The sequence below is a fragment of the Pseudomonas sp. OTU5201 genome (genome assembly GCF_038440135.1).
Lineage (GTDB): Bacteria > Pseudomonadota > Gammaproteobacteria > Pseudomonadales > Pseudomonadaceae > Metapseudomonas > Metapseudomonas resinovorans.
In genome coordinates, this window is the sequence record NZ_JASATC010000033.1 from 1 (window position 1) to 26,984 (window position 26,984).

The 26,984-nt window shown below is 65.3% G+C and carries 24 protein-coding genes and 1 pseudogene; 15 read left to right on the top strand and 10 right to left on the bottom strand.

Annotation, left to right across the window (positions count from 1 at the left end):
• Window positions 1–141: 141 nt before the first annotated feature.
• The 5 genes from AAHM40_RS19410 (at window position 142) to AAHM40_RS19430 (ending at window position 5,422) form a co-directional block, all read left to right on the top strand.
• Window positions 142–1,050 (top strand): carbohydrate ABC transporter permease, encoded by a 909-nt coding sequence (locus AAHM40_RS19410; protein WP_342246091.1) that lies wholly within the window; start codon window positions 142–144, stop codon window positions 1,048–1,050.
• A complete protein-coding gene (locus AAHM40_RS19415) occupies window positions 1,043–1,888 on the top strand; it encodes a carbohydrate ABC transporter permease (RefSeq protein ID WP_342246092.1) in 846 nt (281 codons plus the stop codon). The genes AAHM40_RS19410 and AAHM40_RS19415 overlap by 8 nt, the downstream gene beginning before the upstream one ends.
• Window positions 1,889–2,022: 134 nt before the next feature.
• Window positions 2,023–3,171: an ABC transporter ATP-binding protein gene (locus AAHM40_RS19420; protein WP_342246093.1), complete on the top strand. Its 1,149-nt coding sequence runs from the start codon at window positions 2,023–2,025 to the stop codon at window positions 3,169–3,171.
• A gap of 112 nt (window positions 3,172–3,283) precedes the next feature.
• The gene (locus tag AAHM40_RS19425; RefSeq protein WP_446731596.1) at window positions 3,284–4,507 is read left to right on the top strand and encodes a carbohydrate porin; all 1,224 of its coding nucleotides are present in this window, start codon (window positions 3,284–3,286) and stop codon (window positions 4,505–4,507) included.
• A gap of 12 nt (window positions 4,508–4,519) precedes the next feature.
• Entirely contained in the window at window positions 4,520–5,422 is a 903-nt protein-coding gene (locus AAHM40_RS19430; protein WP_342246094.1) for a D-hexose-6-phosphate mutarotase, read from the top strand.
• Between the two features lie 138 nt (window positions 5,423–5,560).
• Here the strand turns inward: AAHM40_RS19430 and AAHM40_RS19435 are convergent, their stop codons facing one another.
• Entirely contained in the window at window positions 5,561–6,421 is an 861-nt protein-coding gene (locus AAHM40_RS19435) for a MurR/RpiR family transcriptional regulator (RefSeq protein ID WP_171016547.1), read from the bottom strand.
• Window positions 6,422–6,603: 182 nt separating this feature from the next.
• On the opposite strand from AAHM40_RS19435, the gene zwf reads away from it, so the two are divergent.
• The 5 genes from zwf (at window position 6,604) to AAHM40_RS19460 (ending at window position 12,253) form a co-directional block, all read left to right on the top strand.
• Complete coding sequence (gene zwf, locus AAHM40_RS19440; RefSeq protein WP_342246095.1) at window positions 6,604–8,073, top strand: glucose-6-phosphate dehydrogenase; 1,470 nt, start codon at window positions 6,604–6,606, stop codon at window positions 8,071–8,073.
• The gene (pgl, locus tag AAHM40_RS19445) at window positions 8,060–8,773 is read left to right on the top strand and encodes a 6-phosphogluconolactonase (RefSeq protein WP_342246096.1); all 714 of its coding nucleotides are present in this window, start codon (window positions 8,060–8,062) and stop codon (window positions 8,771–8,773) included. The genes zwf and pgl overlap by 14 nt, the downstream gene beginning before the upstream one ends.
• 16 nt (window positions 8,774–8,789) lie before the next feature.
• Entirely contained in the window at window positions 8,790–9,479 is a 690-nt protein-coding gene (locus AAHM40_RS19450) for a bifunctional 4-hydroxy-2-oxoglutarate aldolase/2-dehydro-3-deoxy-phosphogluconate aldolase (RefSeq protein WP_342246097.1), read from the top strand.
• Window positions 9,480–9,762: 283 nt separating this feature from the next.
• The gene (locus AAHM40_RS19455; RefSeq protein WP_342246098.1) at window positions 9,763–11,388 is read left to right on the top strand and encodes an NADP-dependent glyceraldehyde-3-phosphate dehydrogenase; all 1,626 of its coding nucleotides are present in this window, start codon (window positions 9,763–9,765) and stop codon (window positions 11,386–11,388) included.
• Between the two features lie 46 nt (window positions 11,389–11,434).
• The gene (locus AAHM40_RS19460) at window positions 11,435–12,253 is read left to right on the top strand and encodes a shikimate 5-dehydrogenase (RefSeq protein ID WP_342246099.1); all 819 of its coding nucleotides are present in this window, start codon (window positions 11,435–11,437) and stop codon (window positions 12,251–12,253) included.
• Window positions 12,254–12,379: 126 nt separating this feature from the next.
• On the opposite strand, the gene AAHM40_RS19465 is transcribed toward AAHM40_RS19460, so the two are convergent.
• From AAHM40_RS19465 to AAHM40_RS19505, 9 genes and pseudogenes are all read right to left on the bottom strand, one after another.
• Window positions 12,380–12,856 (bottom strand): MarR family winged helix-turn-helix transcriptional regulator, encoded by a 477-nt coding sequence (locus tag AAHM40_RS19465; RefSeq protein ID WP_137822911.1) that lies wholly within the window; start codon window positions 12,854–12,856, stop codon window positions 12,380–12,382.
• 243 nt (window positions 12,857–13,099) lie between these two features.
• Window positions 13,100–13,252 (bottom strand): annotated as a pseudogene (locus AAHM40_RS19470) (isocitrate lyase/PEP mutase family protein); the annotation flags it as partial.
• Window positions 13,253–13,409: 157 nt separating this feature from the next.
• A complete protein-coding gene (locus AAHM40_RS19475) occupies window positions 13,410–14,951 on the bottom strand; it encodes a methyl-accepting chemotaxis protein (RefSeq protein ID WP_342246100.1) in 1,542 nt (513 codons plus the stop codon).
• A gap of 13 nt (window positions 14,952–14,964) precedes the next feature.
• Window positions 14,965–15,732, bottom strand: coding sequence for a class II aldolase/adducin family protein (locus AAHM40_RS19480; protein WP_342246101.1), 768 nt, complete (start codon window positions 15,730–15,732; stop codon window positions 14,965–14,967).
• A 12-nt stretch (window positions 15,733–15,744) separates the two neighbouring features.
• Window positions 15,745–16,728, bottom strand: coding sequence for a ketopantoate reductase family protein (locus tag AAHM40_RS19485; protein ID WP_342246102.1), 984 nt, complete (start codon window positions 16,726–16,728; stop codon window positions 15,745–15,747).
• 43 nt (window positions 16,729–16,771) lie between these two features.
• Window positions 16,772–17,563 carry an ABC transporter ATP-binding protein gene (locus AAHM40_RS19490; RefSeq protein WP_342246103.1) on the bottom strand — a complete coding sequence of 264 codons (792 nt, stop codon included), beginning with the start codon at window positions 17,561–17,563 and terminating at the stop codon, window positions 16,772–16,774.
• On the bottom strand, window positions 17,563–19,359 hold the full coding sequence (locus AAHM40_RS19495; RefSeq protein ID WP_342246104.1) for a branched-chain amino acid ABC transporter ATP-binding protein/permease: 1,797 nt from the start codon (window positions 19,357–19,359) through the stop codon (window positions 17,563–17,565). The genes AAHM40_RS19490 and AAHM40_RS19495 overlap by 1 nt, the downstream gene beginning before the upstream one ends.
• The gene (locus AAHM40_RS19500) at window positions 19,356–20,393 is read right to left on the bottom strand and encodes a branched-chain amino acid ABC transporter permease (protein WP_342246105.1); all 1,038 of its coding nucleotides are present in this window, start codon (window positions 20,391–20,393) and stop codon (window positions 19,356–19,358) included. The genes AAHM40_RS19495 and AAHM40_RS19500 overlap by 4 nt, the downstream gene beginning before the upstream one ends.
• 44 nt (window positions 20,394–20,437) lie before the next feature.
• Window positions 20,438–21,589, bottom strand: coding sequence for an ABC transporter substrate-binding protein (locus AAHM40_RS19505; RefSeq protein WP_342246106.1), 1,152 nt, complete (start codon window positions 21,587–21,589; stop codon window positions 20,438–20,440).
• A gap of 735 nt (window positions 21,590–22,324) precedes the next feature.
• Between AAHM40_RS19505 and AAHM40_RS19510 the strand changes: the two genes are divergently transcribed.
• From AAHM40_RS19510 to AAHM40_RS19530, 5 genes are all read left to right on the top strand, one after another.
• The gene (locus AAHM40_RS19510; RefSeq protein ID WP_342246107.1) at window positions 22,325–23,437 is read left to right on the top strand and encodes an amidase; all 1,113 of its coding nucleotides are present in this window, start codon (window positions 22,325–22,327) and stop codon (window positions 23,435–23,437) included.
• 25 nt (window positions 23,438–23,462) lie between these two features.
• Window positions 23,463–24,635, top strand: coding sequence for an acyl-CoA dehydrogenase family protein (locus AAHM40_RS19515; RefSeq protein WP_342246108.1), 1,173 nt, complete (start codon window positions 23,463–23,465; stop codon window positions 24,633–24,635).
• 27 nt (window positions 24,636–24,662) lie between these two features.
• Window positions 24,663–25,025, top strand: coding sequence for an IacB protein (locus tag AAHM40_RS19520; RefSeq protein WP_342246109.1), 363 nt, complete (start codon window positions 24,663–24,665; stop codon window positions 25,023–25,025).
• A gap of 5 nt (window positions 25,026–25,030) precedes the next feature.
• Window positions 25,031–25,537: a nuclear transport factor 2 family protein gene (locus AAHM40_RS19525; protein WP_342246110.1), complete on the top strand. Its 507-nt coding sequence runs from the start codon at window positions 25,031–25,033 to the stop codon at window positions 25,535–25,537.
• A 164-nt stretch (window positions 25,538–25,701) separates the two neighbouring features.
• Window positions 25,702–26,976, top strand: coding sequence for an aromatic ring-hydroxylating oxygenase subunit alpha (locus AAHM40_RS19530; protein WP_342246111.1), 1,275 nt, complete (start codon window positions 25,702–25,704; stop codon window positions 26,974–26,976).
• Window positions 26,977–26,984 lie beyond the last annotated feature (8 nt).

A 26,984-nucleotide genomic window follows, 5' to 3' on the forward strand; every position in this document is an offset into this window, starting at 1 on the left:
CCCCCCCCCCCCCCCCCCCCCCCCCCCCCCCCCCCCCCCCCCCCCCCCCCGGTCTGGCGCCCGCTTGTGGTTTCCCTCACCCCAACCCTCTCCCAGAGGGAGAGGGGGCTGTCCGCGCAACCTGCAATTACGGAGTTATCCATGTCTTCAACCGCAGTCTTCGCCAAGGCCTCGCCGCTGGACGCACTGCAACGCTGGCTACCCAGGCTGGTGCTGGCGCCCAGCGTGCTGATCGTGCTGGTCGGCTTTTACGGCTACATCCTCTGGACCTTCCTGCTGTCCTTCACCAACTCGCGCTTCATGCCCAGCTACAAGTTCGTCGGGCTGCAGCAGTACGAGCGCCTGCTGGACAACGACCGCTGGTGGGTCGCCAGCCAGAACCTGCTGGTCTACGGCGGGATGTTCATCGTCATCAGCCTGGTGATCGGCGTGTTCCTGGCGGTACTGCTGGACCAGCGCATCCGCCGCGAAGGCTTCATCCGCACCGTCTACCTCTACCCCATGGCGCTGTCGATGATCGTTACCGGGACCGCCTGGAAGTGGTTGCTCAACCCCGGCCTCGGCCTGGACAAGCTGCTGCGCGACTGGGGCTGGGAGGGCTTTCGCCTGGACTGGTTGGTGGACCCGGACCGGGTCGTCTATTGCCTGGTGATCGCCGCCGTGTGGCAGTCCTCGGGCTTCGTCATGGCGCTGTTCCTCGCCGGCCTGCGCGGGGTGGATCAGTCGATCATCCGCGCCGCCCAGGTGGATGGGGCGAGCCTGCCGACCATCTACCTGCGCATCGTCCTGCCGAGCCTGCGTCCGGTGTTCTTCAGTGCGCTGATGATCCTCGCTCACATCGCCATCAAAAGCTTCGACCTGGTGGCGGCGATGACCGCCGGCGGCCCCGGCTACGCCTCCGACCTGCCGGCGATGTTCATGTACGCCCACACCTTCACCCGCGGCCAGATGGGCCTCGGCGCCGCCAGCGCGATGCTCATGCTCGGCGCGGTGCTGGCGATCCTGGTGCCCTACCTGTACTCCGAACTGAGGAACAAGCGCCATGACTAGCCTGGCCGGAAAACCCACCTTCAGTTTCAGCCGCCTGGCCATCCACGCCACGCTGTTCGTTGCCTGTGCCGTCTACCTGGTGCCGCTGGTGGTGATGCTGCTGACCAGCTTCAAGACGCCGGACGATATCCGCACCGGCAACCTGCTGTCGCTGCCCGACGTGTTCACCCTGGTGGGCTGGGCCAAGGCCTGGGCCAGCGTTGGCGGTTACTTCTGGAACTCGGTGAAGATCACCGTGCCGGCAGTGATCATCTCCACCCTGCTCGGCGCGCTGAATGGCTACGTGCTGTCCATGTGGCGTTTCCGCGGATCGCAGCTGTTCTTCGGACTGCTGCTGTTCGGCTGCTTCCTGCCGTTCCAGGTGGTGCTGCTGCCGGCGTCCTTCACCCTCGGCCAGTTCGGCCTGGCCAACACCACCGGTGGCCTGGTGCTGGTGCATGTGGTCTACGGCCTGGCCTTCACCACGCTGTTCTTCCGCAACTTCTACGTGAGCATCCCGAACGCCCTGGTGAGCGCGGCACGGCTCGACGGGGCGGGGTTCTTCACCATCTTCGGGCGCATCCTGCTGCCCATGTCGGTGCCGACCATCATGGTCTGCCTGATCTGGCAGTTCACCCAGATCTGGAACGACTTCCTCTTCGGCGTGGTGTTCGCCAGCGGTGATACCCAACCCATCACCGTGGCCCTGAACAACCTGGTGAACACCAGCACCGGAGCTAAGGAATACAACGTCGACATGGCCGCCGCGATGATCGCCGGCCTGCCCACCCTGCTGGTCTACGTGCTGGCCGGCAAATACTTCCTGCGCGGGCTCACTGCCGGCGCCGTCAAAGGTTGAAAGCTGCTGCGCTCGGTCATGCTGCGTTGGAATCAGGCTCGGAACGCTCATTTGGCGGCCTAAACTCCGCTTCCTCGCCTGATTCCGCCTTGCCTGACCTTCGCTCGCGACGCTTTCAAAAAGTGGAGAGTGACATGGCAACCCTCGAACTGCGCAACGTCAACAAGTCCTACGGCAGCGGCCTGGCGGACACCCTGAAGAACATCGAGCTGTCCATCGACTCCGGCGAGTTCCTGATCCTCGTCGGTCCCTCGGGCTGCGGCAAATCCACCCTGATGAACTGCATCGCCGGGCTGGAGAGCATCAGCGGTGGCGCAATCATGGTCGATGGCCAGGACATCAGCGGCATGAGCCCCAAGGATCGGGACATCGCCATGGTGTTTCAGTCCTACGCCCTGTACCCGACCATGAACGTGCGCGAGAACATCGCCTTCGGCCTGAAGATCCGCAAGATGCCGGAGGCCGATATCGACGCCGAGGTTTCGCGCGTGGCCAAGCTGCTGCAGATCGAGCACCTGCTGCATCGCAAGCCGGGTCAGCTCTCCGGTGGCCAGCAGCAGCGCGTGGCCATGGGTCGGGCGCTGGCGCGGCGGCCGAAGATCTACCTGTTCGACGAGCCGCTGTCGAACCTCGACGCCAAGCTGCGGGTGGAGATGCGCACCGAGATCAAGCTGATGCACCAGCGGCTGAAGACCACCACCGTCTATGTCACCCATGACCAGATCGAGGCCATGACGCTGGGCGACAAGGTGGCGGTGATGAAGGACGGCATCATCCAGCAGTTCGGCACCCCGCGAGAGATCTACAACGACCCGGCCAACCTCTTCGTCGCCGGCTTCATGGGCTCGCCGCCGATGAACTTCATCCCCCTGCGCCTGCAGCGTCGCGACGGCCGCCTGGTCGGTCTGCTGGATAGCGCCGACGGCCACTGCGAACTGCCCCTGGGCGACGCCGATGGCGAGCTGGAAGGACGCGAACTGATCCTCGGCATCCGCCCGGAGCAGATCCTGGTCGGCGCCAGCGACCTGCCCGCCATTCGTGCCGAAGTGCAGGTCCTGGAGCCCACCGGGCCGGACCTGCTGGCTTTCGTCGAGATCAACCAGACCAAGGCCTGCTGCCGCCTGGCCCCCGATGCGCCGGTGGGAGTGGGCGACACCCTCGACCTGCAGTTCGCGCCCGACAAGGTGCTGCTGTTCGACGCGCAGAGTGGCGAGCGGCTGTGCGCGCCGGGAAAGGTCCGCAGCCCTGAGCGCGCCAAGGTGGCGCAGCTCAAGGGGCGTTGAACCGTAGCCCGGATGAAATCCGGGGATTGGCTGGGACGGCCTTCCCGGATTGCATCCGGGCTACCGGGAAAGACGATCCAACGACGTACAACAATAAAAATCTGGAGTGGACATGAGCACGACGATCAAAGGTTTGTGGGTACTGCCCTGCGCGCTTTTCGCGGTTTCCGGTGTGGCGCAGGCGGTGGAATTCACTGGCTACATGCGCAGCGGCGCCGGCGGTTCCAGCGAGGGCGGCACACAATCCTGCTTCCAGCTGCCGGGGGCGCAATCGAAGTACCGTCTGGGGAACGAATGCGAGCAGTACATCGAACTGGACCTGCGCCAGGACCTGCTCAAGCTCGATGACGGTTCGGTGGTCAGCGTCGAAGGCATGGCGCAGCTCTACAACGAATATGGCCATACACCCGAGTTCACCGGCGACCACGGCTTCGCACGGATGAACCAGATGTACACCGAGTGGAGCAACATGCCGGTGCTGGGCGGCGGCTCCTTCTGGGCGGGGCGCCGTTTCTACAAGCGCAACGACATCCACATCTCCGACTTCTACTACTGGAACCAGAGCGCGACCGGCTTCGGCTTCGACGAAGTGGCCATCGGCGACCTCAGGTACAGCTATGTGTTCTCGCGCAAGGACAACTACGACCAGGACCCTTACATCAACCGTCATGACTTCAACGTCGCGGGCTTCCAGACCAACGCTGGCGGCGAAGTGGAGCTGGGCGTCAGCTACCTCTCCAAGCCCGACAGCACGGACGCCCACAGCGGCTGGTCGGTGGCGGCGCAGCACAAGCAGAAGGAATTCCTCGGCGGGGTGAACACTTTCGCCCTGCAATACGGGCGTGGTCCGGGTACTGCCCTGGGCTACACCGGCGATCCGACCCTGGACAACGCCAACCAGAGCTGGCGCGTGGTGGAGTTCTTCGACTGGCAGGTGACCCCGCGCTTCGGTGGCCAGTTCGAGGTGATCTACCAGAAGGACAAGCGCCCCGATGGCGACGACCAGAACTGGTTGTCCATCGGCGTGCGTCCGAGCTATGCGATCACCGAGCAGTTCAAGCTGGTCACCGAACTGGGCCGCGATCAGGTTGAAGCCCCGGGCGGCACCCGCAAGCTGACCAAGTTCACCGTCGCGCCCACCTGGTCGCCGGCCGGTCCTGGTTTTTGGGAGCGTCCGGAAATCCGCCTCTACTACACCTACGCCAGCTGGAACGAAGCCGCCCAGCGCGCGGCCAGCGAACTGGCAGCGGGCTCGGCGCTGTCGGATACCGGCGCCTTCGGCGATGCGCTGCACGGCTCCAACTTCGGTGTGCAACTGGAGTACTGGTGGAAATGACCGGGAACGACGATGGCCGCCGGTGAAATCCGCCGTCGCGGGCCGTGCCTGGTGAAGGCGGGGGAGGGGGCTGACCATCCCCTTGCCGGCCTGTTGCGTCCGGCGAATGGGCAACCGTTTCGCTGGGCCGAGCATCAGGGGCGCGAGCTGCTGCTGGTGGAGCACCCGCGCTGTTCGGCGGTGTTCAGCCGCCAGGGCGGCCAGTTGCTGCACTTCCAGCCATCCGGCGAACGTCCGTTGCTCTGGTGTGCGGCGCGTTGGCCGCGCATCGGTGCCATTCGTGGTGGCGTGCCGGTCTGCTGGCCGTGGTTCGGTCGTCACCCCATGGAAGGTGGCTGGCCGCACCACGGTTGGGCGAGGCTGTCGGATTGGCGACTTATCCACAAGGAGGCCGACACCGACGGCGTACGCCTGAACTGGCGTCTCGACCTGCACGACTGGCAGGTGGAGCTGGTGGCCGAGTTGGGCGAGCGTATGAGCCTGCAATTGGTCACCCGACACCGTGACAGCGAGCCCTGCGTGCTCAGCCACGCCCTGCACGCCTATTGGCGAGTCAGCGATGTGGCGCGGGTCGGGTTGCTGGGGCTGGACGGCGCCGAAGGTCGCGACCTGCTGAACCGCGAGGCGTGCCGGCAGGACGGTGAGCTACGGGTGATCGATGGCTGCCACCGGGTGTTCCAGCAGGGCGGCCGCGTGAAGATCCAGGATGCCGGTTGGCAGCGGCGCCTGTGCATCGAGGGCGTGACGAATCCGAACACCGTAGTCTGGCATCCCGGCAGCCGGCCGCTTTCCGAAGTGAGCTGGGCCGAAGGATTGGGCTTTCTTTCCGTGCAGGGCGCGGCCTGCGGCGAGGACAGCGTGCAACTGGTGGCAGGGAAGGAAGCGCGATTGGGTTTGAAGGCGTGGGTTGGATGATGTGCGGGGCTGGGCTCCGTTGCCCTCACCCCAGCCCTCTCCCGCAAGCGGGAGAGGGAGCTGTCCGTGCTGTGATTGAAGCCTGCGCGGGCCGCTTGTCTCCCCCCTCTGGGAGAGGGGGCGGGGGTGAGGGTTGCCTCAGGACGGCTCCTCATCCGCCGGATAGCGGCTGGCGTTCAGGCTCTCCTTGATCTTGCGCAGATGCGGCTGGAAGTCGACGCCGCGGCGCAGGGTCATGCCGGTGGCGAGCACATCGAGCACAGTGAGCTGGATGATGCGCGAGGTCATCGGCATGTAGATGTCGGTGTCTTCCGGCAGGGGAATGTCCAGGCTCAGGGTACTGGCCTTGGCCAGCGGCGAGTTGGCTGCTGTGAGGCCGAGTACCGATGCGCCGTTCTGCCGTGCCAGGCGTGCCGCTTCCACCAGCTCACGGGTGCGGCCGGTGTAGGAAATGATCACGAAGAGGTCGCCGGTATGTGCCACCGAAGCCAGCATCCGTTGCATCAACACGTCGGAATGGGCCGACACCGCGAGGTTGAAGCGGAAGAACTTGTGCTGGGCGTCCAGGGCCACCGAGGCCGAGGCACCCAGGCCGAAGAAGTGGATCTGCCGGGCCTGGATCATCAGGTCCACCGCGCGGCTGATCAGTTGCGGGTCGAGGCTCTGCAGGGCGCTATCCAGGGAGGCGATGGCACTGCCGAAGATCTTCCGCGTGTAGGCCTCGGGGCCGTCGTCGGCGGACACCGCCTGGCTCACGTAAGCGGCACCGCTGGCCAGGCTCTGGGCCAGTTGCATCTTGAGTTCGGGGTAGCCGTTGACGCCGAAGGAGCGGCAGAAGCGGTTCACCGTCGGCTCGCTGACCTGCGCGGCCTGGGCCAGCGCGGCAATGCTGTAGCGCGTGGCCTGCTGCGGGTCGCGCAGGATGACTTCGGCGACCTTGCGCTCGGCCTTGTTGAGTTCGTCGAGGCGGTTCTGGATCTGTTCCAGCAGGTTGTGCACGCGGTCCATTGGGATTCCTGGGAAGGGGCCTGCAATCGGTGGCTTATCGTACTGAGCGCATCCAGGCTGAGCCACCGCAATCTCGTATGTCGGAAAATGTAGTTTTATTACTACATTTTGTCTTGATGTAACGCTTAACTGGGTGTATTCATACGCTTATGTTTGATAGAAGAACAAATACCATGACCTCGCAACCTGTCGAACCCTGCACCCTGGTCCTCTTCGGCGGCCTGGGTGATCTGGCCCTGCGCAAACTGTTTCCCGCGCTCTATCAACTGGACCGCGCCAGCTTGCTGCCGGCCGACACGCGCATCCTCGCCCTGGGCCGCGAGAACGGCGAACCCGCCTCGCATATCACCGCCATCGGCGATCACCTGCGCCGCTACGTGTCGGCTACTGAAGTGGAGGAGGGCGCGGTACAGCGCTTCCTGGCGCGGCTCGATTACCTGACCATGGACTTCCTCGACGCCAGCGCCTATCCGGCCCTGGCCGACAAGCTGGGGCCGGTTGCCCGGCTGATCGCCTACTTCGCTACGCCGGCCGCCGTGTACGGCGCCATCTGCGCGGGCCTGGCCGCCACGGGACTGGCCGAGCGCACCCGCGTCGTGCTGGAGAAGCCCATCGGCCATGACCTGGAGTCCTCCCGTGCAGTGAATGACGCCGTGGCGGCGCACTTCCCGGAAAACCGCACCTACCGGATCGACCATTACCTGGGCAAGGAGACGGTGCAGAACCTGATTGCCCTGCGTTTTGCCAATAGCCTGTTCGAGACCCAGTGGAACCAGCACCACATCTCCCACGTGGAAATCACCGTGGCCGAGCAAGTGGGCATCGAAGGTCGCTGGGGCTACTTCGACCAGGCCGGCCAGCTGCGCGACATGATCCAGAACCACCTGCTGCAACTGCTCTGCCTGATCGCCATGGACCCGCCCAGCGACCTCTCCGCCGACAGCATCCGCGACGAGAAGGTGAAGGTGCTGAAAGCCCTGGCGCCCATCGCCCAGGAGCAGCTTGGCCAGCAAGTGGTACGCGGCCAGTACGTGACCGGCAACATCCTCGGCAAGACGGTGCCCGGCTACCTCGAAGAAGACAACGCCAACACCCACAGCGACACCGAGACCTTCGTTGCCCTGCGCGCCGAAATCCGCAACTGGCGCTGGTCCGGCGTGCCCTTCTACTTGCGTACCGGCAAGCGCATGCCGCAGAAGCTTTCGCAGATCGTCATACACTTCAAAGAGCCGCCGCACTACATCTTCGCCCCCGAGCAGCGGCCGCTGATCAGCAACCGCCTGATCATCCGCCTGCAGCCGGACGAAGGCATTTCCCTGCAGGTGATGACCAAGGACCAGGGCTTGGACAAGGGCATGCAGCTGCGCAGCGACCCGCTGCAGCTGAGTTTCTCCAACACCTACCGCAGCGCGCGGATTCCAGATGCCTACGAGCGGTTGCTGCTGGAAGTGATGAAGGGCAACCAGAACCTCTTCGTGCGCAAGGATGAAATCGAGTACGCCTGGAAGTGGTGCGACCAGCTGATCGCCGGATGGCGCCAGCAGGGCGACGCACCCAAGCCCTACGCGGCGGGAACCTGGGGGCCGGTGGCCTCCATCGCATTGATCACCCGTGATGGCAGGAGCTGGTATGGCGATCTGTAATCTCGACCTGCCGAAGCAGGTCACCGGGCTCAGCCTCGGCAGCCCTGAACAACTGGCTGGTGAACTGGCCATCACCGTGGCCAACGCCCTGCGCGCGGCCATCGAAACCCGCGGCTCGGCCGTGCTGGTGGTATCCGGTGGGCGCAGCCCGGTAGCTTTCTTCGAGCGGCTCTGCGCGCAGGCGCTGGACTGGTCGAAGGTGACTGTCAGCTTGGCCGACGAGCGCTTCGTGCCGGTCAGCCACCCCGACAGCAACGAAGGTCTCGTACGCCGCCATTTGCTGCAGGGCGTGGCCTCCAACGCACGCTTCGTCGGCCTCTATCACAGTGCGCCGAGTCTGGAAGAGTCTGCCCGCCTCGCCGACGCGGCCCTGGCCCGGCTGGGCGCTATCGACGTGCTGGTGCTGGGCATGGGCGAGGACGGCCACACCGCCTCGCTGTTCCCGTCCAGCCCGAATCTGGATCAGGCGCTGAATGCCGACTGCGCACAACGCTGCTTGCCGATGCAGGCGCCCAGCGTACCGCGCCAGCGCCTGACCCTGACGCTGCCGTTGCTGGCCAGCGCACACCTGACCCTGCTGGCCGTACAAGGCCAGGCCAAGCTGGCCACCCTGGCCGACGCGCTGGCGGGTGATGACGTGGCGGCCATGCCGATTCGCGCCTTTCTCCGCCGTCCCCTGGAAATCCACTGGTGCCCCTGAGCCCGAAGGAACGCCTATGACCAGTCTCCCCACCCATCGGGCCGCCAGTCGCGAAGCCGTGCCGAGCATGGCCGACAAGGCGGCCCTGATCGATATCCTCTGCGGTGCGGCGCGCATCCTCCCGGTGATCACCATTGAGCGCGAGCAGGACGTCCTGCCCCTGGCCGATGCCCTGGCCGCCGGAGGCCTGCGCACCCTGGAAGTGACCCTACGCTCCGAGCATGGCCTCTCCGCCATCCGCACCCTGCGCGAACAGCGCCCGGAACTCTGTGTCGGTGCCGGCACCGTGCTGGATGAATGGATGCTGGCCGAAGCCGAGGCCGCTGGCTCGCAGTTCATCGTCACGCCCGGCTGCACCGCCGAGCTGTTGCGTGCCGGCGTCTACAGCCCGCTGCCGCTGCTGCCTGGCATCAGTAGCGCGTCAGAAATCATGCTCGGCTACGCCCTCGGTTATCGTCGCTTCAAGCTGTTCCCGGCGGAAATCTGCGGCGGCGTGAAAGCCCTGAAAGCCTTCGGCGGACCCTTCCCCGGCATCCGCTTCTGCCCAACTGGCGGGGTCAACCCCGACAACCTGCACGACTACATGGCCCTGCCCAATGTGATGTGCGTGGGCGGCACCTGGATGATGGACAAGGACTGGATACGCAATGGCGACTGGCTGCGCATCCAGGAAGCCACGGCCGCGGCGTTGGAGTTGTTGCACTGAGGCCCGCTCAGGCTTTCTTGGGGGCGAAGTTTTTTTGTAGGGGCGAATTCATTCGCCAAGGGGCACGCAGTGCCCCCATGGGCTTTGCAGGGCAGACCTTCGGCCTGCTTGGCGATTGAAATCGCCCCTACAGGGTTCTTCACCCCGGTAGCTCCGTAACCCCCGTCGAACCCGATTCCCATCTGGGAACGGATTCCGCCAAACGGTTTGCTGAAACGATTTACCTAATCAAAAAACCGCGTTAAAACCGACTTCCAGTGGTTCCGATCCAGAGGAAAGTGCAATGACCCACAACAACAAGCTCGAAGCCCTGTTCCCCACTGCCGACCAGATTCCCGAGCGCTACCGCCCCGGTGCGCCGATCGAACAGCGCGAATACCTCGTCAACGGCGAGCTGATTCGTTGGGATGGCCCCCTGGCCGCTGTGCGCAGCCCGATCTTCCTGGCCACCGAAAAGGGTGATGAACAGGTGGTGCTGGGCAGCACGCCGCTGCTGGACGCCGACGCCGCGCTGGCAGCCCTGGAGGCCGCCGTTGACGCCTATGACCATGGTCAGGGGCTGTGGCCGACGATGCGCGTGGCCGAGCGCATCCAGCATGTGGAGAAGTTCCTCGCCCGCATGCGTGAGCAGCGCGACGCGGTGGTCAAGTTGCTGATGTGGGAGATCGGCAAGAACCTCAAGGATTCCGAGAAGGAGTTCGACCGCACCTGCGACTACATCGTCGACACCATCGAGGCGCTCAAGGAGCTCGACCGCCGCTCCAGCCGCTTCGAACTGGAGCAGGGCACGCTTGGCCAGATCCGTCGCGTGCCCCTGGGCGTGGCGCTGTGCATGGGCCCCTACAACTACCCGCTGAACGAGACCTTCACCACGCTGATCCCGGCACTGATCATGGGTAACACCGTGGTGTTCAAGCCGGCCAAGTTCGGTGTGCTGCTGATCCGCCCGCTGCTGGAGGCCTTCCGCGACAGCTTCCCGGCCGGCGTCATCAACATCATCTACGGCCGTGGCCGGGAAACCGTCAGCGCCATCATGGCCAGCGGCAAGGTCGACGTGTTCGCCTTCATTGGCACCCACTCTGGCGCCGCCGACCTGAAGAGACTTCACCCGCGCCCCCACCGTCTGCGCGCGGCCCTGGGCCTGGATGCGAAGAACCCCGGCATCGTGTTACCCAAGGTGGACCTGGACAACGCCGTCAGCGAAGCCATAACCGGTGCGCTGTCGTTCAATGGCCAACGCTGCACGGCGCTGAAAATCCTCTTCGTCCACGAGGATGTGCTCGAACCCTTCCTCGACAAGTTCTGCGCCAAGCTGGCCGCGCTCAAGCCGGGCATGCCCTGGGAAGACGGCGTTGCCCTGACCCCGCTGCCCGAACCGGGCAAGGTCGATTACCTCAACACTCTGCTGGCGGATGCCGTGACCAAGGGCGCCAAGGTGGTCAACCCGGGCGGCGGCAGCCACCGGCAGAGCTTTTTCTATCCCGCTGTGCTGAGCCCGGTGAGCCCGGCCATGCGCCTCTACAACGAAGAACAGTTCGGCCCGCTGATCCCTGTGGTGCCTTACCGTGAACTGGAAGAGGTGATCGACTACGTCCTGCATTCCGACTACGGCCAGCAACTCAGCCTGTTCGGTAACGACTCGGCGCAGGTCGGTCGTCTGGTGGACGCCTTCGCCAACCAGGTGGGTCGCATCAACATCAACGCCCAGTGCCAGCGCGGCCCGGACACCTTCCCCTTCAACGGGCGGAAGAACTCAGCCGAGGGCACGCTGTCGGTACATGACGCCCTGCGCGTGTTCTCGATCCGCACCTTGGTGGCCACCAAATTCCAGGCGGACAACAAGGAACTGGTCAGCGAGGTCATCCGCAACCGCGAATCGAACTTCCTGACCACGGATTACATTTTCTGACCATCCCAGCAGGTGCCCTGCTCGAATTCGGTTAACGGAGATTCCAATGCCCCGCACCATCAGCCGGGACACCCAACTCTGCATGTCGCTGTCCGGCCGTCCCGGCAACTTTGGCACGCGCTTTCAGAACTACCTCTACCAAGCCCTGGGCCTGGACTTCGTCTACAAGGCCTTTACCACTCGCGACCTGCCGGCCGCCATCGGCGGTATCCGCGCCCTCGGCATTCGCGGCTCGGCGGTGTCCATGCCGTTCAAGGAAGCCTGCATCCCGCTGCTGGATGAGCTGGACGCCTCGGCCGCAGCCATTCAGTCAGTGAACACCATCGTCGCCGACAACGGCTGGCTGAAGGGCTACAACACCGACTACAGCGCGGTGGCCAGCCTGCTGGCGAGCCACGCCGTGCCGAAAGACATCCACTTCGCCCTGCGCGGCAGTGGCGGCATGGCCAAGGCCGTGGCCAGCGCCTTTCGCGACAGTGGTTTGCGCCACGGCACCATCGTTGCCCGCAACCCGGACACCGGCCCTGCGCTGGCCCGAGGCTGTGGCTATGAATGGCGGGCGGAACTGGGTGATGAAAAGCCGCAGATGCTGGTCAACGTGACCCCGCTCGGGATGGAAGGCGGCCCCGAAGCCACGGCCCTGGCCTTCACCCGCGAGCAGGTGCACGCGGCCGACTGGATTTTCGACGTGGTGGCCCTGCCGGTGGAAACCCCGCTGATCCAACTGGCCCGAGAGTTGGGCAAGCCCGTAATCACCGGCGCCGAAGTGATCGTGCTGCAAGCGGTGGAGCAGTTCGTGCTCTACACCGGCGTGCGGCCGGAGGCTGAGCTGATTGCGAAAGCAGCGGCATTCGCGCGGGGCTGAGGGAATCCTTGTAGGGGCGATTTCAATCGCCAAGCAGGCCGAAGGTCTGCCCTTCAAGGACCAATGGGGCACTGCGTACCCCTTGGCGAACAAATTCGCCCCCACAGGGATTTCCCCACTGGAGACTCAATCCTCCGGCAGATTCGCGTAGATCTTCTCCAGCGTGCCGTTGAGCTTGGCGATCTGGGCTGCGCTGAGGTCCTTGAAGCTGTTAGTGAAGATATGCGCAGTGTTGACCTGGATTTCTTCCACCATGTGCCGGCCCTTCTCGGTAATGGTCACCTGGGTGACGCGGCCGTCGTTGCTGCAGGGGGCGGTGTCCACCAGGCCGTCCTCCTTCATGCGGTAGACGATCTTGGTGACGGTGGAGAGCTTGGCGATGGCGTGCTCGGAGATCTCCGAGATGCTCGACTGGCCGTTCTCCTTGAGGATGAAGAGGATTCGCCAGCGCGGGATGTCCAGGTCGATCTTCTTCAGGGTCTTTTCCATGGCCATGTTGTAGCGGCCATAGACGCGGGCGATCCAGTAGAAGGGGAATTCCTCCTTCTTGAAATCGTCACTGGCGGGGTTGTAACGGTTGAGGCGCTTCTTCGGGGTGATCATGCGACGTGGGGCAAAGGTTCCGGCTGACAGGGGAAGAGTTATAGGGGGTTGCGCGTGGGCTGTCGACAGTGATCTGTGCCCGGCTTGATCCTGATTGGCGTTACGGGCCGCCCCGGAGAGATGCGGAAGAGTGCGAGCGGGATTATCAACCGCTCCGGCTTGGTGACGTTTCATCTTCCTGACGCTGTGGCGCCGCTCGATGCACATGGCTCACCGGAGGCTCGTTCAGACGAGGCCGCAGCGTCACTCCTTGACGTTAAGGTATTCCCCCGCCCAGGCGATGTAGTCGTCAGGGCTTGTGTATCTGGTCACCAGTTCCGAGGCATTGAGGCCGTTGCCGAGGGCGATGCAGCGCTGTTCCCGCAGGCTGTCGTAGGTGGCTTTGATCGCCGCGAAGTCCCCCCTTGTTCAGCCGCCGCTGCAGGCATTACAGGGTGCAGGTCCGCAAGATCATGGCCGCAAAGTTCTAGTCAGCAGTTGGTAATGCCGGCACCGGTTTTCCTGTACCGACAATTCCCCAGGTGTCTGATGCTCCCGCGGGCATCCCTCGGCTTCAGCCCTGCAGGAAACGCTGCGCCAGGTCGAGTTGGGAGTGGGCCAGTTGGTGCAGCTCCTGGCCGATCTGGGTGCTGCGTTGCGCCTGGCCGGCGCTCTGCTGGGCGAGGCCGGCGATGCGGGCGATCTGGCGGTTGATTTCTTCGGCTACCTGACCCTGTTCCTCCACCGCGCTGGCCATCTGCAGGCTCATGCCGCTGATCTGTCCGACCTCGCCGCTGATGCGCCGCAGCGCCTCGCGCACTTCTGCCACGTCGCGGCTGGATTGCTGAGCCGCCGCCTCGCCGCGCCGGGCGGTGGCCAGGGCGTCGGCGCTGCCGTTGCGCAGGCGTTCGATGGACTGCTGGATCTGCCCGGTGGAGTCGCGGGTCCGGGAGGCGAGGGTGCGTACCTCATCGGCCACCACGGCGAAGCCCCGGCCCGATTCCCCCGCCCGGGCCGCCTCGATCGCGGCGTTCAGGGCGAGCAGGTTGGTCTGATCGGCGATGCTCTGGATCACCTCAGCGATGCCGCTGATGGATTCGATGGACTCGGCGAGTTGGCCCACCGCGTCACCGATGGCTTCCACCGAGCCGCTCAGGGTCTTCATGGAGGCCTGGCTGTCGGCTGCCAGCCGGTCGCCGTCGCAGGCCAGGCGATCGACGGCCTGGGTCGCCTCGGCGCTGTCCTGGAGGTTGCGCGACAGTTCCTGGATGGTGCTGCTCATCTGCTGCACCGCAGCGGCGGACTGCTCGGTTTCCTCCAGTTGGCGTTCCAGTTGTCCGGCTTCGCCGGCGACCAGTGCCGACGATTCCCCGGCGCGGCTGCGCAGGATGTCGCCGTTGATGTGGATGCGCGCCATTACCGTGCGCAGGCGTAGCTGCAGGTTGCCCAGGGCCATGTCCAGTTCGGCGTCGATGCCACCGCGCTTGCTGTAGGCCGAAGCCAGCAGCGGGTCGCTGTAGACCTGTGGATAACGCGCCAGGCCGCCCCGGGTACCGCGCCGGCGATTGTGGGCCGCCTGCAGGGTGATGGCACTGATGCCCGCCAGCAGTCCCAGCGCCTCCGGGGACGACAGGGCGCCGGCGACGGTGACCGAGCCGACGCCGAGGGCGGCCAGCAGCGCCAGGCTGTGCTCCCGGGCCAGGCGCAGGCCGCGTTGCCAGGGGGCTTCGGCGCTCAAGCCCCGGCGCAGTCGGGCGTAGAGGGCATCGGCGCGTCGGCAGGTCTCCCGTTCCATGGGGTGGTAGACGGTGCCGAGTGCCACCAGTTGGCCGCCGTCGAACAACGGCACCACGTAGAGGTCGCTCCAGAAGGTGCCGCCCTCCTGGTGCTGGCCCATCAGCGGGCCGTTCCAGGGCACGCCGGCGCGCAGGGTGCGCCACATCCGCTCGATCACCTGTTCGGGCATGCCCGGGTGGTTGATGCGGGTGAAGGCCTGGTTCAGCAACTGGTCCCGGCGGTAGCCGCACAGCGCCAGGTAAGCGTCGTTGCACTGGAGCAGGCGACCGTGCGGGTCCAGTCGCGAGATCGGCGGTTCGATGAAGTCCTGGGTGTTCATCCGCAGCTCCTGCTTACCAGCTTGGGCCGCGACTGGTGTGCATCTTGCGCACCATGGCATCGAAGAACTTGGTGGCGAAGCCGCTTTCGCGGATCAGCATGGCGGTGAGGTCGGTGCATTTCGCCTGGATGGCCACGGGCAGCGGGTGGTCCTCGCCGCCGAGGGCGCCGGCTGCACACTGGATCTCCGCCGCGCGCTGCACGGTCCAGAGCAGGAAGAAGGTGTTTGCGATGCTGCTCTCGCCCACGGCGATACCGTGATTGCGCAGCACCAGGATGTGCTTGTCCCCGAGGCTCTTGATCATCCGAACCTTTTCGTCATCGAACAGGGTGATGCCCTCGAACTCGTGGTAGCCGATGCGGCCGTGGAGCTGGGCGCCGTAGAAGTTGTCGTGGGAGAACCCGGACTGCTTCTGGACGATCGCGGAGATGGGCGTGGTGTGCGTGTGAATGAGGCAATGGATATCGTCCCGCGCACCATGCACCGCGCTGTGCAGGGCGAAGCCGGCGGGGTTGGCATCGAAGGGGGACTCCTCCAGCTTGCGGCCGTGCAGGTCCACCTTGAGCAGGTTGGCCGGCGTGACCTCGGTGTAGTTGAGGCCGAAGGGGTTCACCAGGTAGTGGTGGGCCGGGCCGGGCAGGCGCGCGGAGATGTGGTTGAAGATGGTTTCGGTCCAGCCGAAGTAGTCCACCAGGTGATAGCAGTGGGCGAGCTGGACGCGCAGGGCCCACTCTTCGTCGCTGCAGTGGCTGGGCTGGGTGATGGGGGCGATGGCGTTCATGGAAGGCTCCGGTCAGGGGCGTGGCTGGTCGGCGCGAAAGCGCGCCAGGGCGACCAGATGGCGAGTGATGGGCATCGGCAGTTCAAGGCGCTCGGCCAGTTCCAGTACCGAGTCACCGATGGCGGCCAGCTCCAGGGGGCGGCCTTTGTCATAGTCCTGGAGCATCGATGTGCGCACCGCGCCCATGCCGGCGCCCAGGTCGAGGAAGGTTTGCGGATCGAACTCGATGCGTGCGCCATAGGCCGCCGCTGTCAGCAACGTCTCGTGCAGGCAGTCGCCGGCGAGCTGACGCAGGTCGGCCTGGCCATAGATCTGTTCCAGGGTGGCGCCGGTAATCACCGACAACGGGTTGGAGCTGAGGTTAGCGATGGCCTTGGTCCAGACCGAATCGCGGATGCGCTCGCTGGCGCGGGCTTCGATTCCCGATCCCGCCACCACCGTCCGCAGCTGTTCCAGGCGGGATGTGAGGCGGTTATCGGGCTCGCCGAAGATCATCAGGTGCGGGTTTTGCGCCTCGGCCACGGCGGGAGCCGGGCATTGCGCGGTGATGAAGGCCACGCAGCCGATCACCCGGACAAGGTCGATGCGTTCGGCGAGCAGGCCTTGCGGGTCCACGGCGCGGATGTGCTGGCCGGCGAAGCGGCCTTCCAGGCCGTGGAAGTACCACCAGGGCAGGCCGTTGACCACCGGTACCACCAGACTGTCGGCGTGCAGCAGCGGCTGGATGTCGGCGGCGAGGGCGGGCAGGGCGTCGGCCTTGGCGCAGAGGAAGACGATGTCCTGGGGGCCGAGGTCGTCGGCGCGGTCGCTGGCAGGGACGCGGACGAAGTGGTGGCCGTCGAGGTCGTCCAGGTGGATGCCGTTCGCGCGGATGGCTGCCAGGGTGGCGCCCCGGGCCAGGACGGAGACCGCGTTGCCGGTGTCGGCCAGGCGTGCGGCCAGGGTGCAGCCGATGGCGCCCGCCCCGGCGATGCAGATACGGGGTGAGTGGTTCATGGTTCCTCCTTGAAGGCCCGGCCATGGCGGCCGGGCCGGTGCGTCAGCTGGCGAGCATCTCCTGGTGCTTGCTCGCCAGGCCGAGGTAGGCCTCGATCACGCGCGGGTCGTCGGCCAACTGGGCGGCCGGGCCCTGCATGGCGATCTGTCCGGTTTCCAGCACGTAGGCGTAGTCGGCCACCCGCAGCGCGGCGCGGGCGTTCTGCTCCACCAACAGGATGGACACCCCCTGCTGGCGCAGGGTGGTGATGATGCGGAAGATCTCGCGGGTGATCAGCGGCGCCAGGCCCAGGCTGGGTTCGTCGAGCATCAGCAGCTTGGGCTTTGCCATCAACGCGCGGCCCACGGCGAGCATCTGCCGCTCACCGCCGGAGAGGGTGGCGGCCAACTGGTCGCGGCGCTCCCGCAGGCGCGGGAAGAGGTCGTAGACCTCCTTCAGGGTTTCGCCGTGGTCGCGCTTGCCGCTGCGGTGGCGCTGGAAGGCGCCGAGCAGCAGGTTGTCGGCGACGGTCATGCTGCCGAACAGCTCGCGCTTCTCTGGCACCAGGCCGAGGCCGCGCGACACCATCACTTCCACTTCCGGCACCGCTTCCAGGCTGCCGTCGAACTCGACCCGGCCACGGGAGCCGAGCACACCCATGATGGCCGAGAGCAGGGTGGTCTTGCCGGCGCCGTTTGGGCCGATCACGGTAACGATCTGCCCCTGGCCGACGGTGAGGCTGGCGCTGCCAAGCGCCTCCACCTTGCCGTAGGCGACGCTGAGATCACGGACCTCCAGCACAGCGTTGGCCACGAGGTTTTGCGGCTGCTTCAGGTCTTGAATCGGCATGTTCATCACTCGGCTCCTCCGAGATAGGCTTCCAGCACGGCCGGGTCTTTTTGTACGTCGGCCGGCAGCCCGTGGGCGATGCGCTGGCCGAACTCCATCACCACCACCCGGTCCACCAGGCCCATGACGAAGTCCATGTCGTGCTCCACCAGCAGGATCGCCATGCCTTCGCTGCGCAGACGGCTGAGCAGCATGCCGAGGGCTTCCTTCTCTTTGTGGCGCAAGCCGGCGGCGGGCTCGTCGAGCAGTAGCAGGCAGGGGTTGGCGCAGAGCGCGCGGGCGATTTCGAGGATGCGCTGCTGGCCGAGGGCCAGGCTTCCAGCTTCGGCATCGAGGTAGTCGCCCAGGCCGACGCGCTCCAGCTGGCGGCGGGCTTCGGCCAACAGCTCGGCTTCCTCGGCGCGGTCCAGGCGCAGCGCGGCGCTGAGCACGCCCTTGTGGCCGCGCAGGTGGGCGCCGATGGCGACGTTCTCCAGCACGCTCATTTCCGGCAGCAACTTCACATGCTGGAAGGTGCGGCTCATGCCCATGGCGGCGATGTTGCGCGAAGGGATGCCGTTGATGCGCTGACCGCGGAACAGCACCTCGCCGGAGGTGGGCGTATCCACACCGGAGAGTTGGTTGAACAGGGTGCTCTTGCCGGCGCCATTGGGGCCGATCAATGCGAGGATTTCCCCGGCGCGCACGTCCAGGTTCATGTCGTTGTTGGCCACCAGGCCACCGAAGCGACGGGTCACATTGCGGGCTTCCAGCAGCACTTCACCGGCCCCAGGCAGATCGCGGCGCGGCAGCTCGGCGGCGGCCCCGACGCTGATCACCTTGCGTGGTTTCCAGGACGCCGGCACCAGGCGCAGCAGCAGGGGCCAGAGGCCGCCGGGCGCACGTTGCATGAGCAGGATGATGATCAGCCCGAAGACGATCACCTCGTAGTTGCCGGTGCTGCCGAAGAGTTGCGGCAGCAGGTCCTGCAGCCACTGCTTGAGCAGGGTCAGCACACCGGAGCCGAGCAGTGCGCCCCAGACGCTGGCGACGCCGCCGATCAGCGCCATGAACAGGTAGTCGATGCCCATGTGCAGACCGAAGGGCGTGGGGTTCACGAAGCGCTGGGTGTGGGCATAGAGCCAGCCCGAGACGGCGGCGAAGAGGGCGGAGATGACGAAGATCACCAGCTTGGAGCGGAAGGTGTTCACCCCCATCGACTCGGCCATCAGTTGGCCGCCCTTGAGGGCGCGGATGGCGCGGCCTTCGCGGGAGTCCAGGAGGTTCTGGGTGACCAGCATGGCGCAGAGCAGCACCGCCCAGATCAGGTAGTAGATTTCCTCGCCCTTGTTCAGCTCCCAGCCGAATAGGGAGATGGAGGGCAGGCCGCTGACGCCGGTGTGGCCGCCAAGGGACTCCATCGTGCCGAACAGGTAGTAGAGCGACAGCCCCCAGGCGATGGTGCCCAATGGCAGGTAATGACCGGACAGCTTGAGGGTCAGGGCGCCGAGCAGCAGGGCCACCGCGCCGGTCAGGACCAGCCCCACCAGCAGGGTCAGCCAGGGTGAGGCGCTGGCCCAGGCCAGCCAGCCCGGCAGGTCCTGCACCGTGGTCAGGTAGGCGCTGGTATAGGCACCGAGGCCGACGAACGCGGCCTGGCCGAAGCTGGTCATGCCGCCGACGCCGGTGAGCAGCACCAGGCCGAGGACCACCAGCGTGTAGAGCCCGATGTAGTTCAGCAGGGTGACGTAGAAGGGCGGCAGCAGCAGCGGCGCGACGCCGAGCACGGCCACCAGGGCGAGGATCAGGGTGCGCGGTTTCATTCATCGTCCTCCACATGACGGCTGGTGAGGGAGCGCCAGAGCAGGAAGGGGATGATCAGGGTGAAGACGATGATCTCCTTGTAGGTGCTGGCCCAGAACATCGAGAACGCCTCGATCAGGCCCACGCCCAGGGCGCCCAGGGCGGCCACCGGGTAGCTCACCAGGCCGCCGATGATGGCGCCGACGAAACCCTTGAGGCTGATGACGAAACCCGAGTCGAAATAGAGGGTAGTGATGGGGGCGATGAGGATGCCCGACAGCGCGCCGATGAAGGTGGCCAGGGCGAAGGTGGATTTGCCGGCCAGCGTCGGCGAGATGCCCATCAGCCGTGCGCCCAGGCGGTTCACTGCGGTGGCACGCAGGGCCTTGCCATAAAGGCTGCGCTCGAAGAACAGGAACAGGCTGATGATCAGCGCCAGGGACACGGCGATCACCCAGAGCGTCTGGCTGTTGAAGGTCACAGGGCCTACGGTCAGGCCAGCCTCGGAGAAGGGCGCGGTGCGCGCGCCTTCCGGGCCGAACATCAGCAGGCCGATGCCCACCATGGACACATGCACGGCGATGGAGACGATCAACAGCACCAGGGCGCTGGCCGAGGCCAGGGGCTGGAACACCAGGCGATAGAGCTGCGGTCCGAGGGGCACCACCAGCGCCAGGGTCAACAGTGCCTGGATCGCCATGGGCAGGTCCGCCAGGGGCAGGCCACGGATCAGACCCACCATGGCCAGGGCGTAGGCGAGCTTGAGGACGATCCGCCTGGGGAAGCGGAAGCCGCGGCTGGCGCGGGTGGCGTCATACAGGTCCATGGCGCAGTCGGCCAGGGTGAGGGCGAGCAGCAGCCAGACCAGTGCGGTGGGCTGGCCAGCCTGCAGGGCGGCCATGGTCAGCGCGCCGTAGGTGACGAACTCGCCCTGGGGGATCAGCAGGATGCGCGTCACGGTGAAGACCAGCAGGATCGACAGCGCCAACAGCGCATAGATGGCGCCGTTGGTGATGCCGTCCTGGCCGAGCAGCAGGGCAATCTGGAAATTCATGGTGGGAACTCTTGTTGCAGTGTGGATAGCCGTGCGGGCTGCGATCAGTTGCGGCCGAGCAGGGTCCAGGTGCCGTTCTTTACCTGGATCAGTTCGCGACCGCGCTCGTCGAAGCCGCTGTGGTCATCCGGCGTCATGTTGTAGACGCCCTGGGTAGCGGGGACCTCGTGGCTTGCCTCCAGCGCATCGCGCAGGGCGGCGCGGAACTCCGGGGTGCCCGGCGCGGCCTTGGCGGCGGCCAGCGGGATGGCCTTCTGCAGCAGCAGGCCGGCGTCGAAGGTGTTGGCACCGAAGGTGGCCGGCTTGCTGCCGTTGAGCTTTTCGTAGGCGGTCACGTACTCGCCTGCGATGGTCTTGGACGGGTGACTGTCCGGCATCTGGTCGAGCACCAGCATCAGGCTCGCAGCCAGGATGGTGCCTTCCACCTTCTTGCCACCGAGCTTGAGGAAGTCCGGCAGGGCGGCGCCGTGGGTCTGGTACATCTGGCCGCGATAGCCCTGGTCGAACAGTGTGGTCTGCGGCAGTACCGCGGCGCTGCCGGGGGCGGCCACCAGTACGGCGTCCGGGCGGGAGGCGAGCACTTTCAGGCTCTGGCCGGTGACCGAGGTGTCCTGGCGCTGGAAGCGCTCATTGGCCACCAGCTTGATGCCGTGCTCGGCCGCCATGGCGCCCATCACCTTGGACCAGTTCTCGCCGTAGGGGTCGGCGGTGCCAATGAAGCCCAGGGTCTTCACGCCACGGGTGGTCATGTCCTCCACCAGGGCCTTGGCGATCAGGTCGTCGTTCTGGGTGGTCTTGAACACCCACTTCTTCTGCTCGTTCATCGGCAGCACCACAGCGGCGGTGCCCACCGGGGCCAACAAGGGTACGCCTGCTTCGGCGACGAACTGGATCACGCCCATGGCGTTGGGCGAGCCGCTCGGGCCGATGATGGCGTCCACGTTTTCCTCGCTGATCAGCTTTTTAAGTGCCTTGACGGTGGCGGTGGGGTCGCTGCCGTCATCCAGGGCGATGTACTTCACCGGCTGGTCGCCGGCCTGGGTGGGCAGCAGCGGCACGGAATTCTTCTGCGGCAGCCCGACGAGGGCGATGGGACCGGTGGAGGAGGTGATGACGCCGACCTTCACTTCGGCCTGTGCGAACGACAGGCAGGCGGCGCTGAGGAGCAGGGTGGACACGGCTTGTTTGAAGTGCATGACGTACTCCGGGGTTGCAAGGCTATTGGAGAGGCAAGGACCCGCAGTGCGCGCCGGCTGCTAGGGACCGATGCGCGGATGGCTTGCCGCCTTCTTGTTGTTCTGGCGCCACGAGGCGCTACCGACGGGTATCCCGCTCGGCGGGAAACCAAAGTGCAGCTCCCGTGCCAGAAAACCTGCTCCGTGCCGGTGCGGTGATGGCGGGGACCTGCTCGCCCTGCCTGTTTTTCCATCAAGTCAGCGCTTTCTGGTGCCTCCATCGGACACTTCCGAAAAACCCCTCTCGCACCAGTGGCAATCGGCCTTGCAGCAGTCTTTTGCATAGCGCTTTTTGCGTTTAAATCAGTGAAATTTATGGCTTTAAAAGCTCTGTTTTTTTACTGGTTTTTTTGCGACGAAGTGCAAACATTCCGTTCGATAAACGCACATCTGTAGATGCGAAAAAAGATGGGTGTTTCCTTTAAAAAGGTAAGAATCAATCTCATTAAAATAATAAATAACTGAAAAATAACGATTTATGTGATTGTGCTGCGTGAATTTTCCATTTTGCCTCTGTTACAGAACTGCACGTTACTGGTGCTTGGGTACTCAAGAATGCACCGAAAATACACACTCTTTTTCCTGTGATAATTCAATTGACATTTCACGTAATTCTTCCGATTTTAGATTTACGCGATCGACACCCCGGACAGGGGCTCGATCGAGCACCAACAAGAACGCCAATGGGTGAAGCAAATGACGATAGTGGTCGAGAAGCTGGAGTTGGGGGGGGCGGGGCGAACCGTGATGGTGAAGGACACCATCGATATCGCCGGCCACCCGACCCGTGCCTCCAGTCGTGCGCTGGAAGAAGCGCCGGACGCTGAGCGTCATGCCGATGTGGTCCAGGCGCTGCTGGACGCGGGCTCCCGCATCACCGGCAAGACCAGCCTGCATGAACTGGCGTTCGGCACCACCGGCCTGAATGTCTGGACCGGTACCGCAGAGAACCCGCGCTATCCCGGCCGCATTCCCGGTGGTTCCTCCAGTGGTTCGGCCGCTGCCGTCGCCGCGGGCCTCTGCGACTTTTCGCTGGGTACCGACACCGGCGGTTCGGTGCGCGTACCCGCCGCCTGTTGCGGCGTGTTCGGCCTCAAGCCCACCTTCGGCCGCGTCAGCCGCGCCGGTGTGATGCCTGCACAAACCTCCCTGGACTGCGTCGGTCCCTTCGCCGCCAGCATTGATCTGGTGATCGAAGCCATGGCGGTCATCGACCCGTCCTTCAGGGCGCTGCCCGACGTCAGCGGCATTTGCATCGGCGTAGTGCCGGTCGAGGCCAACCCGGAAGTGCAGGCGGCCCTGGACGCCGTGCTGGAAGCCTCGGATTTCGAGTTGCACAGCGCCCCGCTGCCCGGTATGCAAGCCGCTTATGACGCGGGCCTGGCCGTCATCAATCGGGAAACCTGGAACGCCTGCGGCCACCTGGTGGAAACCGGCCTGGTGGGCGCCGATGTCGCGGCCCGCCTGCTGGCTGCCCAGAGCACCACAGACGCCACCCTCGCTGATGCAGAAGCCATTCGCGCCGCCTTCACCGCCGAGGTCGACGCCGCCCTGGCGCGCTGCCCGATCCTCGCCCTGCCGACCATGCCGAACTACCCGGCCCTGGTGGCGGAGGCCTTTGACACCCGCGCGGCCATCGGCATGACCGCTTTCGTGCGGCCGTTCAACCTCACTGGCCACCCGGCACTGAGCATCCCCTTCGAGGGCGCCTCGAAACTGCCTGTGGGCCTGCAACTCGTTGCCGCCAAGGGCGCGGATGAACTGCTCTGCGCAGTCGCCCGCGAGCTTGTGCGGCGCCTCGAACAATAACCACAAAGCCCACCTGGAGAGCCCCATGTCTTCGCTAAGCGCGCTGGATTACCAGCACCCCGCCCCGATTACCGCGAGTGAAGGATTCCAGGCGCTGCTCGCCGACATCCGCGAGCGTGCCCGGCACGAGGAATTCGACCGGCAGAAATTCATTTCCCAGGACGTGATCGAGCGCTTCAAGGCACTTGGCGTCTATCGCGCGCTGGTGCCCACCCGCTTCGGCGGTGACCAGCGCTCGCCCATGGAGTTCTGCCAGATGGTGGAGGACATCTCCGCCGCCGACGGTTCCGCCGGCTGGGTCGCCAGCTTCGGCATGAACCCGGTGTACCTGGCGGCGCTGCCCCTGGCGACCCTGGAAAAGGTCTACGCCAACGGCCCGGACGTGGTCTTCGCCGGTGGCATCTTCCCGCCGCAGCCGGCTGCCTTCGTCGAAGGCGGGCTGGAAGTGAACGGGCGCTGGAAGTTCTCCAGCGGCTGCATGGGCGCCACCCTGATCGGTGTCGGCATCAGCCCGAAGAATGGCGACACCGTCGGCCTGCCGCGTCTGGCGGTGATGCCGCGCGAGAAAGTGAAGATCGAGGAGACCTGGGACGTCGTCGGCCTGATCGGCACTGGCAGCCATGACGTGGTGATCGAGGGCGTGGTAGTCCCCGAGGACTGGACCTTCGTTCGCGGCGGTCCGGCCAACCTCGACGAGCCGATGTTCCGCTACCCCTCGCTGTCGTTCGCCACCCAGGTGCTGTCCGTGGTCGGCCTGGGCGTTGCCCGCGCCGCGCTGGACTACCTCAGCGGCATGGCCAGCGGCCGTTTCTCCGTGACCGGTGCTCCCGCCTTGGCCGACCGCCCCCTGGCGCAGATGCAAATGGCCAAGGCCGAAGCCGAGCTGCGCGCCGCCCGCGCCTGGTTCTACGAGGCAATGGAAAGCGCCTGGGCAACCGTGCTGGCCGGCGACGCCGTGAGCGTGGAGCAGACTAACCTGCTGCGCCTGTCCTCGACCCACGCCACACGCGTGTCTGCCGAAGTGGCGCGCAGTGCGCAGATGCTCTCCGGCATGACGGGTGTGTACCGCGACAACCCGCTGTCGCGCTTCGTCAACGACACCCTGGTGATCACTCAGCACGCCTTCATGGGCGACATGACCTACCAGAACGCTGGCGCGATCTTCTTCGGCAACAAGCCGCTGCCCGGCTACCTGTGAATTCCAACTGACTGATCGGTGATTTCGATGAGCGAGAGAAAAGCCCTGCGCGTCCTGTTCTGCATGGGTATCAACCAGAACTTCTTCGACGCCCCGCGCGAGGAACAACTGCAGGTGTGGGCCGCCTTCAGCGAAATGTGGAACGGCATCCACGACCTGCCCGGCGTGAAGGTGTTCGGCAACATGGACGACGACCAGAGCATGGTCGGCCCTTCCAGTGGCTACCCCTGGACTACCTACCTGCTGGCCGACGTGCCGGACATCGAAACCGTCCACGCCGCCTGCAACCTGTTCCGCACCACGGCGGTGGGCGACGGCACCTACAAGCTCTGGCGCTACGCCAAGGTCGAGGCCCGCACCGGCCGCGAACTGATCATCCAGCGCGCGTGACCGCCATGAGCCAAGCCCTTGAGCAACGCCTGCGCCAACTGGAAAGCGAGCACGCCGTACGCGCCTGCATGAACCGCTACATGGAGCTGTGTGACGCGCTGGATGCCCGTACGCCACTGGATGAGCTGGCCGGCCTTTTTACCGCCGATGCCGTCTGGGAAGGCAAGGGTGCCAAGTACGCCAAGAGCTTCGGTGGCTACCAGGGCCGTGAGGCGATCCGCGCCATGTTCGCCACCTACATGGTGGAGCCGGCGCACTTCGCCCTGAACGTGCACTTCCTCTGCTCCGAGTTGATCCGTGTGAACGGCGACAACGCAGATGGCAGCTGGGTGATGTTGCAGACCTCCACCTTCACCAGCGGCGCCTCGCACCTCAATGCGGCGCGCCTGACGGTGAAGTTCCGCGAGGAGGAGGGGGCCTGGCGCATGGCGCATTTCCAGACCGAGAACCTGTTCAGCCGCCCGGTGGAAGCCTGGAACGACTCCGCGCACCTGCCGGTGCCGGGCAAATAACGATGAACCAGCCGACTGGCATCGCCTTTGTAGGAGCGAGGGGGACGCCGAGTTCTTGCTCGCGAACCCGCGGGTAAGCCCCATTCGCGAGCAAGCTCGCTCCTACGAATGCCGTTAACAAGAAATTTCTGTGAGTCGGCGTGTTGCGCCGACGAGGAGTGATCGTGACCAACCTGATCGAAACCGTGAACCTGGCCAGCTCGCCGGCCGACCTGGTGCTGCACGACCGCGTGCACACCTCCCTCTACACCGATGCCCGCCTCTTTGACGAAGAGCTGGAGAAGGTGTTCTACAGCACCTGGATCTGGGTCGCCCACGCCAGCGAGATTCCGGAAGGCGGCAGCTACAAGAGCACCTACATCGGCAAGCAGCCGGTGATCGTCGTGCGTGACCGCAAGAAGGACGTGCACGTCCTGCTCAACCGCTGCCGCCACCGTGGTGCCACCGTCTGCGAGCACAAGAAGGGCAAGACCAACAGCTTCGTCTGCCCCTACCACGGCTGGAGCTACGCCCTGGACGGCAGCCTGCGCGGCGTGCCGCACCCGGAGAGCTACGCCGACTGCCTGGACAAGGGCGAGCTGCCGCTGGTGAGCCTGCGTGTCGAGCAATACAACGGCATGATCTTCGCCACCTTCAAGGACGATATCGAGCCGCTGGTGGACTTCCTCGGCCCGGCGAAGAAATGGATCGACCTGTTCATGAAGCAGGGCGCCGGCTACGGCGTGAAGATCTCCGGCGAGCACCGTTTCCGCTTCCCCGGCAACTGGAAGATCCAGCTGGAAAACACCACCGACGCCTACCACTTCCCGCTGGTGCACAAGTCGTTCCTGTCCTCGGTGGACGAGCAGACCCTGGAACTCTTCGACTTCGTCAAAGGCCCGGGCTACGTCGAAGACCTCGGAAACGGCCACAGCGTGATGGTGATGATCCCCGACCTGGTGGACCTGGAAGCCGACCTGGACAAGCCGATCCCCGAGCGCTTCGAGGCCCTGGCCGACGAACTGCGTAGCGAAGGCATCGAGGAGCAGCAGGTGCGCCGCATCGTCCGCGCGGTCGGCGGTTCCGGCTTCAACCTCAACCTGTTCCCCAACGTGGCCTGCTCCATGGCCTTCTTCCGTGTGCTGCAGCCGGTCTCGGTGAACGAGACCGAAATCCACCACGCGGTGATCACCATGGACGGCGGCCCGGCCGTGGCCAACCGCTACCGTCTGCGCCTGCACGAACACTTCCAGGGCCCCATGGGCTTCGGCACCCCGGACGATTCCGAGGCCTGGGAGCGCGTACAGAAGGGCGCCCAGGCGGGCACCGACCTCTGGATCATGCTCAACCGCGGCCTGCCCGGCGAGAAGCCGAGCGAGGACGGCCTGATCAGCGACGTGAGCGCCGAAACTGGCATGCGCGCGGCTTATCAGCAGTGGAAAAAGATGATGTCGGTGTGACCCTCATC

Bases quoted from the DNA above. Each gene is read 5' to 3' on its own strand.
- AAHM40_RS19410 (WP_342246091.1), top strand. From the start codon at position 142: ATGTCTTCAACCGCAGTCTTCGCCAAGGCCTCGCCGCTGGACGCACTG.
- AAHM40_RS19415 (WP_342246092.1), top strand. From the start codon at position 1,043: ATGACTAGCCTGGCCGGAAAACCCACCTTCAGTTTCAGCCGCCTGGCC.
- AAHM40_RS19420 (WP_342246093.1), top strand. From the start codon at position 2,023: ATGGCAACCCTCGAACTGCGCAACGTCAACAAGTCCTACGGCAGCGGC.
- AAHM40_RS19425 (WP_446731596.1), top strand. From the start codon at position 3,284: ATGAGCACGACGATCAAAGGTTTGTGGGTACTGCCCTGCGCGCTTTTC.
- AAHM40_RS19430 (WP_342246094.1), top strand. From the start codon at position 4,520: ATGGCCGCCGGTGAAATCCGCCGTCGCGGGCCGTGCCTGGTGAAGGCG.
- zwf (WP_342246095.1), top strand. From the start codon at position 6,604: ATGACCTCGCAACCTGTCGAACCCTGCACCCTGGTCCTCTTCGGCGGC.
- pgl (WP_342246096.1), top strand. From the start codon at position 8,060: ATGGCGATCTGTAATCTCGACCTGCCGAAGCAGGTCACCGGGCTCAGC.
- AAHM40_RS19450 (WP_342246097.1), top strand. From the start codon at position 8,790: ATGACCAGTCTCCCCACCCATCGGGCCGCCAGTCGCGAAGCCGTGCCG.
- AAHM40_RS19455 (WP_342246098.1), top strand. From the start codon at position 9,763: ATGACCCACAACAACAAGCTCGAAGCCCTGTTCCCCACTGCCGACCAG.
- AAHM40_RS19460 (WP_342246099.1), top strand. From the start codon at position 11,435: ATGCCCCGCACCATCAGCCGGGACACCCAACTCTGCATGTCGCTGTCC.
- AAHM40_RS19465 (WP_137822911.1), bottom strand. From the start codon at position 12,856: ATGATCACCCCGAAGAAGCGCCTCAACCGTTACAACCCCGCCAGTGAC.
- AAHM40_RS19475 (WP_342246100.1), bottom strand. From the start codon at position 14,951: ATGAACACCCAGGACTTCATCGAACCGCCGATCTCGCGACTGGACCCG.
- AAHM40_RS19480 (WP_342246101.1), bottom strand. From the start codon at position 15,732: ATGAACGCCATCGCCCCCATCACCCAGCCCAGCCACTGCAGCGACGAA.
- AAHM40_RS19485 (WP_342246102.1), bottom strand. From the start codon at position 16,728: ATGAACCACTCACCCCGTATCTGCATCGCCGGGGCGGGCGCCATCGGC.
- AAHM40_RS19490 (WP_342246103.1), bottom strand. From the start codon at position 17,563: ATGAACATGCCGATTCAAGACCTGAAGCAGCCGCAAAACCTCGTGGCC.
- AAHM40_RS19495 (WP_342246104.1), bottom strand. From the start codon at position 19,359: ATGAAACCGCGCACCCTGATCCTCGCCCTGGTGGCCGTGCTCGGCGTC.
- AAHM40_RS19500 (WP_342246105.1), bottom strand. From the start codon at position 20,393: ATGAATTTCCAGATTGCCCTGCTGCTCGGCCAGGACGGCATCACCAAC.
- AAHM40_RS19505 (WP_342246106.1), bottom strand. From the start codon at position 21,589: ATGCACTTCAAACAAGCCGTGTCCACCCTGCTCCTCAGCGCCGCCTGC.
- AAHM40_RS19510 (WP_342246107.1), top strand. From the start codon at position 22,325: ATGACGATAGTGGTCGAGAAGCTGGAGTTGGGGGGGGCGGGGCGAACC.
- AAHM40_RS19515 (WP_342246108.1), top strand. From the start codon at position 23,463: ATGTCTTCGCTAAGCGCGCTGGATTACCAGCACCCCGCCCCGATTACC.
- AAHM40_RS19520 (WP_342246109.1), top strand. From the start codon at position 24,663: ATGAGCGAGAGAAAAGCCCTGCGCGTCCTGTTCTGCATGGGTATCAAC.
- AAHM40_RS19525 (WP_342246110.1), top strand. From the start codon at position 25,031: ATGAGCCAAGCCCTTGAGCAACGCCTGCGCCAACTGGAAAGCGAGCAC.